Genomic DNA, 13,779 nt, shown 5'->3' on the forward strand with positions numbered 1-13,779 from the left:
TCGCCTGTCCAGTGCAACGATCGCAATATGGCGACACCACAGAGGGGCCCGGAGTATGCCGGGCGTGCCCGGTACACCTACCGGCTTCGTGTGTCGTCGACCGCCAGAGCGCACCTGATGGCCGAGTGGGCGCGTTGCCGGTGGGTGTGGAACGAGTGCGTGGCCATGTCTCGTAAGGTCCACGCCGCGAATCGGGACACGGTTGGTAAGACGACGTGCGGTCCGGCCCAACTCGACAAGATGCTGACCGAGGCACGCGCGGGCATGTTGTGGCTGCGTGAGGGTGCCTCGGTGCCGCAGCAGCAGACCATCCGGGACTTCGCAAGGTCCCGTACGAAGGCACTGTCGGACATCAAGGCGAAGCTGCCTGTGAGGCAACGCGCTGGGATGCCCCGCATCAAGCGCAAGCGCGACGCGCTGCCCACCCTCAATTACACCCGCCGCGGCTTCCGGCTCAGGGACGGCCGCCTCCACATCGCGGGCGGCATCGTCCTGACCGTGGTGTGGTCGCGGGACCTGCCCGCAGCACCGACGAGCGTGCGCGTCCACCAGGACAGCCTGGGGCACTGGTATGCATCGTTCGTTGTCACGCCCGAGGTCCAGCCACTTCCGGCCACGGGCCGGGTGTTGGGTGTGGACTGGGGCGTCAAGGAGACAGCCACCACCACGTCCGACGTCCATGATCTCCCCCACCCGCAGCACGGACGCAAGGCGCAGGGGAAGCAGGCCCGGTACGACCGGATGATGGCACGTCGGAAGCCGAAGATCGGGCAGGCAGGGTCGAAGGGCTACCGCGAGGCGAAGAAGTGGCGGGCGCAGACGTACGCGAAGATCGCCCGGCAGCGGCAGGACACCGCCCGCAAATGGGCCAAGCGTGTTGTGACGGACCACGACACCATTGCCGTCGAGGACTTCAAGCCGAAGTTCCTCGCGAAGACCACCATGGCCCGCAAGGCCGCTGATGCAGCGATCGGCGCCACCAAGACGGCCCTGATCGAGATGGGCTGCAAACACGCACGGGATATCCGTCTCGTGCATCCCGCGCATACCACCATGGACTGCGCGTTGTGCGGAGCGAGAGCCAAGCACGCACTTCCTCTTTCGGAACGTACCTACACCTGCACCGCGTGCGGAGCCGTGTCCCTCAGGGACAAGAACTCCGCGCGCATGATGCTGGTCCGGGCTGGTCTCAACCCGGCTGGTGTTGATCGTGTATGAGCTGGCGGACCGCTGGTCCCCAGCCAACGGGAGCCAGGAATTCCCGATCTCTAGAGCGGGGAGGACGTCAATTGTCCAGCAGAGGGGCGAGCGACTTGTCGAGCGCGTCGAGGGTCTTCTGGGCGTCGCCGTACGTGGCCGCCTCGGTGTAGGCGACGGGGAAGGTCATCTTGTTCTTGACGGCGGGCAGGTTCTTCCACAGCTTGGAGTCCATGACGTACTGCACGCCCTCCGGGACGCTGCCGTCCGCGTTGACGGAGTAGGTGATGGCGTCGGCCTCACCGAGCGAGTCCGACAGCTCCTCGATGGACGGGTACTCGCTGACCGACTGGGAGCCGGGCCCCTTCTTCTTGACCTCGCCGTAGTAGGTGGCGCCGATGTCCTCGGCGATGCTGGTGCCCCACGAGCCGCCGAACTCCCGCTGGAAGGTGCCCTTGGAGGTGTCGCCGTAGCTGCCGACGTGGCCGAGCTTCAACTGGGGCAGGACGTCCTGGTACTTGGTCTTCAGCTCCGCGGCCTTGGCCTCGTACTCGGCCTTGACCTTCTCGTAGCTGTCGAGCACTCCGGCGGCGTCGGCGTGCTTCTCCGACACCTCGCGCCACTGCGAGGGCACCATCGGGCCGACCGCGACGACGGGGGCGATCGACTTCAGGCGCTTCATGTCGATGTCGCCGAGCGCGGGGACCGGCACACCGAGGATGATCAGGTCCGGGTCGGCCTCGGCGATGGCCTCGTAGTTGGTCTCGGCCGCCGACTCGCCCGCGACCTTGGTGAGCTTCTTGTACGTGGCCAGGTCCTCGTCGCTCATCATGGCCTCGCCGCGCTGCCAGGAGGAGATCCCGACGAGCGGCGCCTCGGCCTGGATCAACGCCGGCACGGCGTAGCCGGTCGCGATCACGCGCTGCGGGTCGGCGGGGATGGTGACCTTGCCGCTGTCCGCGGCGAAGACCCGGGTCTCGCTCTTCTGGTCCGACGAGGTGTCCGCCTCGTCGCTGTCGGAGGACCCGCACGCGGTGAGGGCCAGGGCCAGTGTCAGGACGAGGGTTCCGACACCCACCGGGCCGGATGATCTGCGGGCGAACATGCGCAACTCCTTCTGGACGTGCGTGACGTGCGGACGTGGCAGGGCAGGGCTGCCCTGCCCACGGGGTGCGTGGGGGGTGGGTGCTGACGGATCTCAGCGGCCGTGGCTGTGGCGGACCTCAGCGGCCGTGGGAGAGACGGCTCTCAGTGGTCGTGGTGGTCGTGGTGGTCGTGGCTGTGCGCGGGGCCCGCGCCGCCGGGCTGCTCGGGTTCGTCCTCTTCGTCGAAGTCGGCGACGCCGAGCTTCCAGTAGCCCGTGACGATGTGGTCGGCCCGCGTGAGCTTCAGCTCGTCACGGACCCAGCGCCGCAGGGGTCTGATCTGTCCGGCCTCGCCGGCGATCCAGGCGTACAGCCGCTCGCCCTCGGGCACGGTCACCGCGGTCACGGCGCGTTCCATGGCGTCGCCGGTGCCGGGTGGCCGCTCGCCGCGGTGCAGCCAGCGCACCTCGATCCCCTCGGGCGCGGAGAGTTCGATCTCCTCCTCGGGGCCCGCGACCTCGATGAACGCCCAGCCCTTCGCGTCCCTGGGCAGGTCCTCCAGCCAGCGTGCGATCGCGGGCAGAGCCGTGATGTCACCGGCGAGGAGGTAGCGGTCGTAGACCGGCGGCACGATGAGTCCGCCGGGCGGCCCCGCGACATGGACGACGGCACCGGGCTTCACGTCCAGGGCCCAGTCCGAGGCCAGTCCGCCGGCGTGGGGTGCTATGTCGATGTCGATCTCACCGCTCGCGGGGTCGTAGCGGCGGACCGTGTATTCCCGCGAGACGGGTGCCGGCCGGGGCCAGCGCAGCAGGTCCCCGTTGGGTTCCGGGAGGCGCAGCGTGCCGTCCGGGTCGGGGAAGAGCAGCCGGACGTGGTCGATGGGCGAGTGCGCCTCGAATCCCTCGGTGCCCGGTCCTCCGAGGGTCACCCGCAGGAGTCCCGCGCCGACCATGGCGGTGCGTACGACCTCCGTCTCGCGGACGCGGATGGGGTAGCGCACCTTCTCCGGGCGGTCGCCCGCCCGGACCTCGGCGATGCGGTTCAGGTGCCGGTACGGTGCCCGATCGGTCCGGGTCACGCGTTCTCACCGGTCAACAGCTCGGTCCAGTGGGCCAGTTCGGGGCGTTCGGCGAGGTCGGGCAGCTCCAGGTCCTCGGCGCCGGTGGAGCGCCAGCGCTCGACCAGGGTCATCAGCCGTACCGAGTCCAGACCGAGGTCGCGGAGGTTCTCGTCGGGCCCCAGCTCGGCGGGGTCGCAACCGAGGACTTCCGCGACGTCGGCGCGGATGCGGTCGGGGGACAGTGCCTCGCTCATCGGTGGGCTCCATGGGGTGTCGGTGCCGCCGGCGTGGCCGGCCGCGAGTGGTGTGGGCGGTGATAGGGCTGGGGAGGGTGGGGCGGTGGCGTCACAGCTGGTCCTCCAGGCCGAGTGCCCGCAGCAGGGTGCGGAACTTGGCGGCGGTTTCGTCGACTTCGGCGTGGGGGTCCGAGCCGGTGACGATCCCTGCGCCGGCGAAGAGCCGTATGGTCCGGTCGCACACCTCGGCGCTGCGGATCGTCACGGCCCACTCGCCGTCGCCGTTCGCGGCGGTCCAGCCGACCGCCCCCGCGTAGTAGCCGCGGTCCTCGGGTTCCAGGGCGGCGATGGCGTGCCGGGCGGCGTGGGTGGGGACGCCGCACACGGCCGGTGTCGGGTGCAGGGCCTCGGCGAGGCCGAGCGCGGAGCAGGCCGGGTCCGAGGGTTCGCGCAACCGTCCCTCGATCCGGGTCGACAGGTGCCACATGGTCGGCGTGCCGATCACCTCCGGACGCTCGGGCACCTTCAGGTCGGTGCAGAACCGGCCCAGGGCCTCGGCCACTTGGGCGGAGGTGTGGGCGTGTTCACCGAGATCCTTGGCCGAGTCGCGCAGCCGCGCGATCCGCTTGCGGTCCACCGTGTCGTCGCCCGAGCGGGGTGTGGAGCCGGCGAGCGGGTTGGCGACGACCGTCGTCCCGCGGCGGGAGACGAGCAGTTCGGGGCTGGCGCCCACCAGGGTGCGCGGGGCGGGGTCGCCGGGTCCGGTGACGTCGACGGCGAAGGCCAGGGCTGCCGGGTTGGCGTGCACGAGCCGGGCCAGGAGTGCGGGTACCCACACGGGGGATTCGGCGGTCAGTTCCAGACAGCGGGCGAGGACGACCTTGCGCAGCTCGCCGCCGTCGATGGCCTCCAGGGCGCGGCGCACGGCGTCGGCGTAGGCGGCCGGGTCGGGGCGCGGGGTGACCCGCCACGCGGCGCCGGCGTCGACGACGCCGGCGCGCGAGGCCGCCGGGGCGCCCGCGTGCCGTACGACGGCGGGGATCAGCAGGGAGGCGTCCGCCTCGGGGCGGAAGCCGAGGGCTCCGACGACCACGGGTTCGGAGAGTCCTGCCGCGGCTGCGGATCGGAGTGCGGTGGCCGCGGCGGAGGCCCATGTGCCGCCGTGGGGGCGGACTTTGGTGTGGACGCCGTCGGCGAGGAGGGTGCCGTGGGCGGAGGAGAAGTAGAAGGAGCCCGTCAGGTAGGCGGCCAGCAGGTCGGCTGCCAGGGGGACGGGACTGGGGCGCACGAGCGCGGATATGGGCACGTCAGCGCCCTGTCCGTAAGCACAGGGTGACGCTACCGAAATCCCGGGCGGGCATGGGGAGCTCCTCTCGGCGAGCGAAGTGAAGTTAGGCTAACCTAAGCAGTGGGGCGGCTGGCAAGAGGAAGCGGCGAGAACTTCAACAAGATTGTCGGCAAACGAATGTGAGTCATCGTCAGCTCAGCGGTTACCGGACGGAGTCATGGTCCGGCCCTTGGATTCCGTCGGCCGCGGCGGGCGCGGGAAACCCCGGTGGCCGTCCGGTCTCCGTCCTTCGCCGCGCTGGAACCAGGTGAGCAGCGGACCGGTCATCACCGTGGTGAGCACCGCCACGACGACCAGCAGGGCGTACCAGCGGTCGTCCAGCAGGCCTGCCTCCCTGCCGACGTTGAGGGCGATCAGCTCGGTCAGGCCCCGGGTGTTCATCAGTGCCCCGATGACCGCGCTCTCCCGCCAGGTGCGCCCGCCCAGCCGCGCGGCCAGCGCGCAGCCGCCCAGCTTCGCGACGACGGCGACGACGAGCAGCGCGGGCAGCAACAGGGCATCCATCGGGCCGAACCCGCCGAGGTCGACGGAGAAGCCGGTGGTGATGAAGAAGACCGGCAGGAGCAGCCCGCCCGTCCGGGCCGACCAGGAGACCAGCTCGGTGTCGGGGGTGCCGTCGGCCAGGCGCGGCATCAGCAGCCCCGCCAGGAACGCCCCGAACACCGCGTGCAGACCCAGCGCGTGGGTGGCCCAGCCGGAGAGCAGGGCCGCGGCCAGGAGCGGACCGTCCCGCAGGGGGCCGGTAAGGGCGGAGGTGCGTCGCAGCAGCGGCCGGGCCACGGCGGCCATGGCCAGCAGATAGCAGGCCAGCAGGCCGAACAGGACGGCCGGTGCACGCTCCCCGGGCCCGGCCAGCGCGATGACGCCCGCGAGCAGCAGCCAGCCGACCACGTCGGTCAGCGCCGCCGCGGCCGTGGCCACGGTGCCCTGGACCGTGCCGGACAGCCCCCGGTCGCGGATGATGCTCGCGAGGACGGGCATCGCCGTGATGGAGAGGGCCACCGCCAGGTACAGCGGGAAGGCCCACCCGTCGGGAATGCCCTCCGGCGCGAGGTCCGTGCCGACGACCAGCCACCCCAGGGCCGCGCCCGCCGCCATGGGCACGGCGAGCGCGGCGACGGACACCGTGGTGACGGCGCGCCCCTGGTGGCGCAGGAGCGAGGTGTCCAGCTCGCAGCCCACGGAGAACATGAACAGGACCAGCGCCACCTGCCCCAGCACACCGAGGAACGGCAGCGCCTCGTCGGGGACGAGCAGGGCGCTCGGGTCGCCGGGGAGCTGACCGAGGACGCTCGGCCCCAGCGCGAGGCCGGCGAGCACCTGGCCGATGACCGGGGGCTGGCCGACCTTGCGGGCGAGCGTCGTCAGCAGTGCCGCCAGTGCCACGACCGTGCCCGTGGCCAGCAGCACGCTGGAGGTGATCTGCTCGGTGGTCACCGGTCCGGCCCCCTGGGCGCCGTGACCGACGGTGTCATGAGACGGGGCTGCCCTTGGCGGCGGTGTCCTCGGCGTCGGTGTCGGCGGCGGTGGCGGTGGCGTCGATGGTGGCGGTGGCGGGAAGGGCCCAGCCCAGGCCGTCGGGGGAGGCGACCAACCCGTCGTCGAACAGCGGGCGTTCCAGCGAGGTCGCCGTGCCGAGGGAGGCGCGGGCCTGGATCTCGTTCATGCCCTGCATGACGTCGGTGACGACCTGGGTGCCGAACAGCTCGCCCATCCGCTCGCCGCTCTCGCTCTGCGCGGGCCCGGTGCGGTCGACGGCGTCGGCGAGGTCCTTGGAGGAGGTGCTGAACCGCTCCTTGAGGGTGTCGACGTCGATCAGGGCGGTCTCGCCCGCGTTGGCCGCGGAGACGCCGCCGACGAGTTCGACGAAGGCGCGCAGGTCGGTGACCTCGGCCTGGGAGACCTTGCGGGCCTGCCAGAAGTAGGAGTCCTCGTTGTGCTGCATGTCGTAGAAGGCCAGCAGGAACTCGTAGAAGACGCCGTACTCGCGGCGGTAGCGGCGCTCGAACTCCCCGAACGCCTGCTCCTCGTCCAGGGTTCCGGCCAGCGCGCTGTTGATGGAGCGCGCGGCGAGCAGACCGCCGTAGGTGGCCAGGTGGACGCCGGTGGAGAAGACGGGGTCGACGAAGCAGGCGGCGTCGCCGACCAGGACCATCCCGGGCTGCCAGAACCGCTCCATGGCGTAGGAGTAGTCCTTGCGCACCCGCAGCTCGCCGTAGGGGCCCTCGGTGACCCGGGTGGCGTCCTTGAGGTAGTCCTTGATCATCGGGGCGCGCTCGATGAACTGGGCCATGGCGGCCTCGGGGTCGCGGGAGAGCGTGCCGACCTGGGATCGGTTGACGACCGCGCCGACGCTGGTGAGGGTGTCGGTGAGCGGGATGTACCAGAACCAGCCGTCGTCCCAGGCGCAGCAGAGGATGTTGCCGGCGTCCGGTCCGGGAAGGCGCTTGCCGCCCTCGTAGTAGCCGTAGAGGGCCACGTTGCGGAAGAAGTCGGAGTAGTTGCGCTTGCCGACGGTGCGGGCGAGCTTGCTGTTGCTGCCGGAGGCGTCCACCACGTACCGGGCCGAGGTCTCGTGGGTGTTCCCCTCCTCGTCCGTCCAGCGAAGTCCGGTCACCCGGCCGTCCGCGCCGTCCTCCAGCACGGCCACGGCGGCGCACCGCTCACGGACGTCGACGCCGAGGCGGCGGGCGTTGTCCAGCAGGATCTTGTCGAACTTCATCCGCTCGACCTGGTACGCGGTGGAGGTCGGGCCGGACATCAGCGGCGAGTAGGCGAACAGGAAGTTCCACGGCTCGGGGTTGGAGCCCCAGCGGAACGTGCCGCCCCGCTTGGGCATGAAGCCCGCCTTCTCCATCTCCTCGAAGACGCCGAGGAAGCGGCAGATGCCGTGGATCGTCGCGGGCAGCAGCGACTCGCCGATCTGGTGGCGCGGGAAGGACTCCTTCTCAAGCAGCAGCACACGGTGGCCGGCCATCGCGACCAGTGCGGCGGTGGTGGAACCGCCGGGGCCGCCGCCGACCACGACGACGTCGTAAGGGTCGGCGGTGCCCGCACCATGGGTGGAAGCGCTTGCGGGGGTAGTCACGTTGATTCTCCCTGACGATGGAGTCGAGTCGGTCCGGGTCGCGGAGCGTGGTGGCGCTGTCGAGCCGAGGGGCCGCGCGGAGGGGGCGGCGGCTCGTGGAACGGGCCGTCCCGGTCGGCCTTTCCGTGCGTGGCAGCGGTGCGTGAGCCGGAATCCCGGGAGTCGGCGAAACGTCCGCCGGACTACGGCGACCTGGACGCAAACTTAGGTGAGGCTTACCTTAAAGATGATGGATGCGTCGGTCAACGGTCGCCAACTGGCCTGAGAAAAAAGCGCAGTTGAGGACCGTCGGGTTTGAGGAGGGAACTCCGACGGCGTTGAGGAGGAGGCGGATACGGCACCTGACTGGTCGAGTTACGGTCCCCCTTGTGCTCGGGGCCCCGCTCGCGCCGTACACCTCAGATGCAGGTTCGGGGTGCGGCGCGGGCTGGTCGAAGCGATTGCGCTCATCGCCGGGGGCGCCGACCGGTTCTGCCGCAGGGCGCGAGAAGGCGAACCCGCTGTACCGCGTCTTCCGCGACCTCGGGGTGTACGGGGAGGTGCACGCGTGCGTGCTGCAGGACTGCCGCCGTGACCGCGGGCGAGTTCCTCGTCGCCAAGTCGGCCGCGGGTGCGTGGAAGGCGGCGCGGCTCTGCGGCGCGCCACGGGACGATCGCCCTGGGCGCGGACCGCGGTGGTCCGCGACTTCGGTGTTGTTGAGGCGGGTCGGCGGCCCGGCTTCGGCTCCGCTCCGGGCGTTGCCGGGGCCCCTCTCGGTGGCCTCCGGGTTCACCGCCGCGAGCGCAGCGCGGAACTGCTCCTGCGCCGCGGCCTCGTCCCGTTCGACGAAGCCGCGGCCAGGCCTGGGGCGCCGAACCCGTGGCCGGAATCGCGAGTGGCTCGGCTCGTGCGCAGCGCCGCGATCAGTGGTGTCGGTGGTACGTCAGGAAAGGGCCGCCAGGCTCGCCGGGCGCATGTCGGTCCAGTGCTCGTCCACGAAGGTGAGGCAGTTCTGCCGAGAGTCCTCGGTGTGCGCGACGGTCCATCCCGCGGGCACCTCGGCGAAGGCGGGCCACAGGGAGTGCTGGTTCTCGTCGTTGACCAGGACCAGGTAGCGGGCGTCGTCGTCCTCGAAGGGGTTGGTGGCGGTCATGGGGTGCGCTCCTTGTGCGAGGGTTGAGTCCGGTGACGGTTGGGTGGGGGAGGACCGAACGGGTCAGGCACGTAGGGAGAGGTCGCCGTCGCGCACGAGTCCGTCGTCCTGCGAGTCGGTCCGCTCGGCCAGGTCCAGCAGGAGTGAGTCGCACAGTTCGCCCGCGCGGACCGCCAGCGTGGACAGGAGCGAGGACGTGATGCCGTGGGAGTGCTGGGTCGCCGCTCCCTGGACGTAGATGCCGGAGCGGATACGGGGCGTGGTGGCAATCCGATGGTCCCGGTCGATCCGCAACCTTCCCTGACCGTCCGTCAGGCACTCGTCGGCCAGCGGGCCCAGCAGTTCACGCGGATCGGCGGGCTGATAGCCGGTGGCGAGGACGACCGCGTCGCAGTCGAGGGTGTGGGTCTCGGGAGTGAGGAGCCGGCGCAGCACCACGCGGACGCCTTCGGAGAGTGCCTCGACGCCGTGCAGCGCGGTGGTGTTGAGCATGCGCAGCCGCTCCGTTCCCGCGAGCTTCTCCTGGTACACGGTCTCGTAGAGCCGCCTGATCAAGTCAGGGTCGACAACCGAGTAGTTGGTGTTCCCGTGGTAGTCCAGCAGGCTCTGTTTGATCTCCTCGGGTGCCGTGTAGAAGTCGTCCACGGCCGCCGGGTCGAAGATGCGGTTGGCGAACGGGCTGTCGTCGGCGGGGCTGTAGCCGTACCGGGTGAACACGGCGCACACTTCCGAGTCCGGGAACTCCCGGTGCAGGAACTCCGCGGTCTCCGCCGCCGATTGACCCGCGCCCACTACGGCGAATCGGCGGTGTGGTCGATGCGTCAGTGTTCGCGCCCGGAAGAGCAGGTCCCGGTTGTGCCACACGCGGGGCCCGGTTGAGATCCCCTCCGGGATCCGGGGTCGCAGTCCGGTGCCGAGAACGACATTGCGGGTACGGAGGACCCGGTCCTCACTTGGTGCGCCACCGGCGGGCCGGGTGAGGACTTCCAGGCTGTCGACGGGGCCGTTCGGAAGTGAGGGCCGGACCGCGTGCGCCTCCCGGCCGTAGTGGACCTGTTCGTCCACCATGCCCGCGCACCAGCGCAGATAGTCGTGGAACTCGATGCGGGTGGGGAAGAACGATTTCTGGTTGATGAAGTCGGCGAGGCGGCCCTGCTCGTGGAGATAGCGCAGGAACGTGAAGCGGCTGCCGGGGTCGCGCATGGTGGCCAGGTCCTTGAGGAACGACACCTGCATCGTCGCTCCGGCCAGCAGCATGCCCTGGTGCCAGCCGAACTCCCGCTGTCGCTCGATGAACGCCGTCCGCAGCGTCCGGGCCCTCCCGCAGTGGGAGTTGTGTTCCCCGATCGCGATGGCGAGTGCGAGATTGGCCGGACCGAAGCCTATGCCGACGAGGTCGTGGTCCGGTCGTTCGTCGTCCTGCCTCGTGTCTGCGTGCCCTGCTGACATGCTCGTCCTTTGTTCAGGACCCGTCCGAGGTCGATGCGCCGCCTGCTGGGGCGGGAGACGGGCGCGGAGGTAAGGGACCGCACACAAGATCTTAGGTAAGGCTTACCTAAGATCGCCTATGGTGCGGGGGGTGTCAAGTCCCCCGAGGGTGCGGCGGCCGAGTGCGGAGCCGTCGGGTTGCCGACTGCGGTGGCCGTGATCGTCGTGCCGATCCTGTCACCGGCGAAGACGCGCAGCAGAGCGTGCGGGACCCGCCCGTCGACCACATGGGCGCCGCGCACGCCGCCGCGCACTGCACGCAGGCAGCCCTCCATCTTGGGTGCCATCCCGTCGGTGAGGCGGGGCAGCAGGGCCTCCAGTTCGGTGGCGTCGAGCCGGTCCGCCACCGTAGTGCTCCTGGGCCAGTCGGTGTAGAGCCCGGCGACATCGGTGAGGACGACCAGCTTCTCGGCGTCCAGCGCGGCGGCCAGCGCCGAGGCCGCGAGATCCGCGTTCACGTTGAAGACCTCTCCGCCGGCGCCCCGGGCCAGCGGTGACACCACCGGGATGCAACCCCGGTCCAGCAGCGCCCTGATCGTCTGCGGCGCGACGTCGACGACATCTCCGACCAGGCCGATGTCGACGGGCTCACCGTCCGACCAGGCCGTGCGCCGCACGGCGGTGAGCGTGTGGGCGTCCTCGCCGGTCAACCCGACCGCGAGCGGGCCGTGGGCGTTGATCAGGCCGACGATCTCGCGCTGCACCTGGCCGGCCAGGACCATGCGGACGACGTCCAGCACCTCCGGTGTCGTGACCCGCAGTCCGGCGGTGAAGCGGACCTCCAGGTCGAGCCGTGCGAGCAGGGAGCTGATCTGCGGCCCGCCCCCGTGCACCACCACCGGGCGTACCCCGCCCGCCCGCAGGGCGACGACGTCCTCGGCGAAGGTCCGCTTCAGGTCCTCGTCGACCATGGCGTTGCCGCCGAACTTCACCACGACCGTCCTGCCTCGGCAGTGCTCCAGCCATGGCTGGGTGGGTGCGGCCGGCGCCCCGGCCCGTGCGCGCTCGGTCGAGGTCGACGTCATCGCGTGGTTCGTCCCTTCGCTGGGACCCCGGAGGTGACACCGTGGGTCGTCTTGGGCGTTCCGGGCGGAGGCCCGGCGTGCGCGGACTGCGGAACTGACGGTGGTGGCTGGTGACTGGGTGCGCCGCTCTCGGGAAGGTGGACGTCAGCCGTCCCGGTGCCGCCCGAACGGGAGCCGAGGGCCCGGATGCCCGACCCCTGAACTCGAAACGTGGGCCTCCGCGTTGGGCCGGCCGCAGGCGAGGTAAGGGTAGCCTAACGTAGCTGTGGTGTGTCTTCGGATCCGGCGCGTGGAGCGAAGGACGGGTGGCCGTGCCGGTGGAACGGGCCGGGCTGACGGTGCGTTCCCGTCGCGACCTCGGCTGGAATCACCGGCCCCGGGTGGTCGGCGACGGTCGGGGCCGGCCCCGACCGTCCGCCCGCGACAGGCGGCCCGTCCCCACGCGACCTGCGGGGACGGGTCGTCCGGCCCTGGGGTGAGCGGAGCGTGCCATGGCTGCGTATCAGTGGTCGTCGAATCACTTTCGGTCGAAACCCGCTTCTGAACTGACAACAAAGGGTGGCGTAAGTTAGGTTAGGCAACCCTAACTTTAGACCTCCGGGAGGATCCGGATGCGTCGTACCCCTTTGCGCGCCTCCATGCCGACAGCCGCCGAGCGTGCCCGCTCGATTCTGACCGTCGCGCACTCCATGACCGTCGTGACGGACGGTCACCACACCGAGGTCCGGCGCCTCGACGGCACCGGTGCCATGGGCCACGTCCATCTCCACGCGCCCTTCGAGGGCCCGGGTACACCGCCGGAAGGGCGCGTGCCCGTCCGGCTGGAACTGACCGACGTCGCCCCCACGCCCGTACGCGACCGACTGCGGGCCCGCGTCACCGTGACCGGACTGCTCGCCGCGCCGTACGAGCCGGAGTCCACCGACAGCACCTGCATGGAGTTCGGGCAGTGCGTGCTGGAGGACGAGAACGGCCGCGTGTACGTCACCCTCCAGGAACTGGAGGAGGCCGAGACCGACCCCGTCGCGGCCAGCGAGGCCGGCATGCTGACCCACCTGATCGACGAGCACCCCGAACTCGTCCCCCTGCTGCTGCGGCTGGTCCGCCCGCACCCGGGCCGAGGGATACGGCGCGCACTGCCGGTGGGCATCGACCGCTACGGCCTGACGCTGCGTCTGGAACGCTCGCGGTCCCACACGGACGTACGGCTGCCGTTCAACAAGCCCGTGCACCACATCGACCACGTCGGCGCCCAGATCCACGCTCTGCTGGCCACCGCCCGGCGCCTCGCCCACAGCGGACGCCTGCTGACCTGAGCCAAGAAAGGCCGGACCCATGATCCCGCCGCGTACCGCCTCCTACGCCATGCCCACCGCGGCCTCGCTGCCGGGCGAAGGACCGCCGTGGAGCCTGGAGCCCGGCCGGTCCGCTCTCCTGGTCCAGCATGTGCAGAACTACCTGCTGCGCAGCCTCCAGGACCAGGCCCCCGTCGCCCAACTCCTCGCCAACATCGGCCGGATCACCCGCTCCGCCCGGTCCGCGGGGGTGCCCATCGTCTACGTGGTACGCGGCCAGGGCCAGCGGGTCGCCACCTGGCCGGACGCACCGGGCCGCACCCTGTCGGAACCGCCGGTCGAGGCCGAGGCCCGCGCCGTGGCGCACGTCGTCCAACCGCAGACCGGTGACACGGTGTTCACCGCCAAGCAGTACAGCGCCTTCGCCCGCACCCGGCTGGGCGCCCGCCTCAAGGAACTCGGACGGGACCAGCTGATCGTCGTCGGCGCCCTGGCCCGTACGGACATCCTGCTCACCGCGGCGGACGCCTGGATGGAGGACCTGTGTCCCTTCGTCGTGGCCGACGCCCTGATCGACCGGACCCGGGACGACCACGACATGGCCGTCCGCTGGCTGGCCGGCACGTGCGCGACGGTCACCGCGACGGACTCGGTGGTGACCGCGTTCACCGCGGGCACCGCCCGGTCCGCCGCGGTCTGAAGCGGTCGCCCACGAAGTGCGGCGCGGGGGGCCGCCCCGCGGGCGGGCCCCCCCCGGCCACCTCGGGAGGGGGGGGGGCGCGGGGGGGGGGGGTTGCCCCCGCGGCGGGGGGGGGGGCCCC

General features: G+C 71.0%; 12 protein-coding genes. 3 read left to right on the forward strand and 9 right to left on the reverse strand.

The genetic code is table 11. The features are described 5' to 3' along the window. Positions 1-27: 27 nt before the first annotated feature. On the forward strand, positions 28-1,218 hold the full coding sequence (locus tag AB0E07_RS33965) for a transposase (protein ID WP_362260723.1): 1,191 nt from the start codon (positions 28-30) through the stop codon (positions 1,216-1,218). A gap of 67 nt (positions 1,219-1,285) precedes the next feature. Here AB0E07_RS33965 and AB0E07_RS33970 read toward each other — a convergent pair whose 3' ends face one another. The 9 genes from AB0E07_RS33970 to argB all read right to left on the reverse strand — a co-directional run bounded on the left by AB0E07_RS33970 (position 1,286) and on the right by argB (position 11,663). Beyond that, a complete protein-coding gene (locus AB0E07_RS33970) occupies positions 1,286-2,302 on the reverse strand; it encodes an ABC transporter substrate-binding protein (RefSeq protein WP_362260725.1) in 1,017 nt (338 codons plus the stop codon). 143 nt (positions 2,303-2,445) lie between these two features. Continuing rightward, entirely contained in the window at positions 2,446-3,363 is a 918-nt protein-coding gene (locus AB0E07_RS33975) for a siderophore-interacting protein (RefSeq protein ID WP_362260727.1), read from the reverse strand. Then, on the reverse strand, positions 3,360-3,599 hold the full coding sequence (locus AB0E07_RS33980; RefSeq protein WP_362260729.1) for a phosphopantetheine-binding protein: 240 nt from the start codon (positions 3,597-3,599) through the stop codon (positions 3,360-3,362). Before AB0E07_RS33980 ends, AB0E07_RS33975 begins: the two co-directional genes overlap by 4 nt. A 91-nt stretch (positions 3,600-3,690) precedes the next feature. Next, positions 3,691-4,887: an isochorismate synthase gene (locus AB0E07_RS33985; RefSeq protein WP_362260731.1), complete on the reverse strand. Its 1,197-nt coding sequence runs from the start codon at positions 4,885-4,887 to the stop codon at positions 3,691-3,693. Between the two features lie 177 nt (positions 4,888-5,064). After that, on the reverse strand, positions 5,065-6,366 hold the full coding sequence (locus AB0E07_RS33990; RefSeq protein ID WP_362260733.1) for a cation:proton antiporter: 1,302 nt from the start codon (positions 6,364-6,366) through the stop codon (positions 5,065-5,067). A 34-nt stretch (positions 6,367-6,400) separates the two neighbouring features. Then, complete coding sequence (locus AB0E07_RS33995) at positions 6,401-8,017, reverse strand: tryptophan 7-halogenase (RefSeq protein ID WP_362260735.1); 1,617 nt, start codon at positions 8,015-8,017, stop codon at positions 6,401-6,403. A gap of 923 nt (positions 8,018-8,940) precedes the next feature. After that, positions 8,941-9,150 (reverse strand): MbtH family protein, encoded by a 210-nt coding sequence (locus tag AB0E07_RS34000; protein WP_362260737.1) that lies wholly within the window; start codon positions 9,148-9,150, stop codon positions 8,941-8,943. 63 nt (positions 9,151-9,213) lie between these two features. Continuing rightward, positions 9,214-10,599 carry a SidA/IucD/PvdA family monooxygenase gene (locus AB0E07_RS34005; RefSeq protein ID WP_362260739.1) on the reverse strand — a complete coding sequence of 462 codons (1,386 nt, stop codon included), beginning with the start codon at positions 10,597-10,599 and terminating at the stop codon, positions 9,214-9,216. A gap of 116 nt (positions 10,600-10,715) precedes the next feature. Further along, positions 10,716-11,663 (reverse strand): acetylglutamate kinase, encoded by a 948-nt coding sequence (argB, locus tag AB0E07_RS34010; RefSeq protein WP_362260741.1) that lies wholly within the window; start codon positions 11,661-11,663, stop codon positions 10,716-10,718. 611 nt (positions 11,664-12,274) lie between these two features. On the opposite strand from argB, the gene AB0E07_RS34015 reads away from it, so the two are divergent. After that, a complete protein-coding gene (locus tag AB0E07_RS34015) occupies positions 12,275-12,979 on the forward strand; it encodes a DUF2470 domain-containing protein (RefSeq protein WP_362260743.1) in 705 nt (234 codons plus the stop codon). A gap of 19 nt (positions 12,980-12,998) precedes the next feature. Continuing rightward, positions 12,999-13,658: an isochorismatase family protein gene (locus AB0E07_RS34020; protein WP_362260745.1), complete on the forward strand. Its 660-nt coding sequence runs from the start codon at positions 12,999-13,001 to the stop codon at positions 13,656-13,658. Positions 13,659-13,779 lie beyond the last annotated feature (121 nt).

Source organism: Streptomyces sp. NPDC048002, from assembly GCF_040653275.1.
In the GTDB taxonomy this organism is placed as follows: Bacteria; Actinomycetota; Actinomycetes; order Streptomycetales; family Streptomycetaceae; genus Streptomyces.

Coding starts and splice junctions, on each gene's coding strand:
- AB0E07_RS33965 (WP_362260723.1), top strand. CDS start 28: ATGGCGACACCACAGAGGGGCCCGGAGTATGCCGGGCGTGCCCGGTAC.
- AB0E07_RS33970 (WP_362260725.1), bottom strand. CDS start 2,302: ATGTTCGCCCGCAGATCATCCGGCCCGGTGGGTGTCGGAACCCTCGTC.
- AB0E07_RS33980 (WP_362260729.1), bottom strand. CDS start 3,599: ATGAGCGAGGCACTGTCCCCCGACCGCATCCGCGCCGACGTCGCGGAA.
- AB0E07_RS34000 (WP_362260737.1), bottom strand. CDS start 9,150: ATGACCGCCACCAACCCCTTCGAGGACGACGACGCCCGCTACCTGGTC.
- AB0E07_RS34005 (WP_362260739.1), bottom strand. CDS start 10,599: ATGTCAGCAGGGCACGCAGACACGAGGCAGGACGACGAACGACCGGAC.
- argB (WP_362260741.1), bottom strand. CDS start 11,663: ATGACGTCGACCTCGACCGAGCGCGCACGGGCCGGGGCGCCGGCCGCA.
- AB0E07_RS34015 (WP_362260743.1), top strand. CDS start 12,275: ATGCGTCGTACCCCTTTGCGCGCCTCCATGCCGACAGCCGCCGAGCGT.
- AB0E07_RS34020 (WP_362260745.1), top strand. CDS start 12,999: ATGATCCCGCCGCGTACCGCCTCCTACGCCATGCCCACCGCGGCCTCG.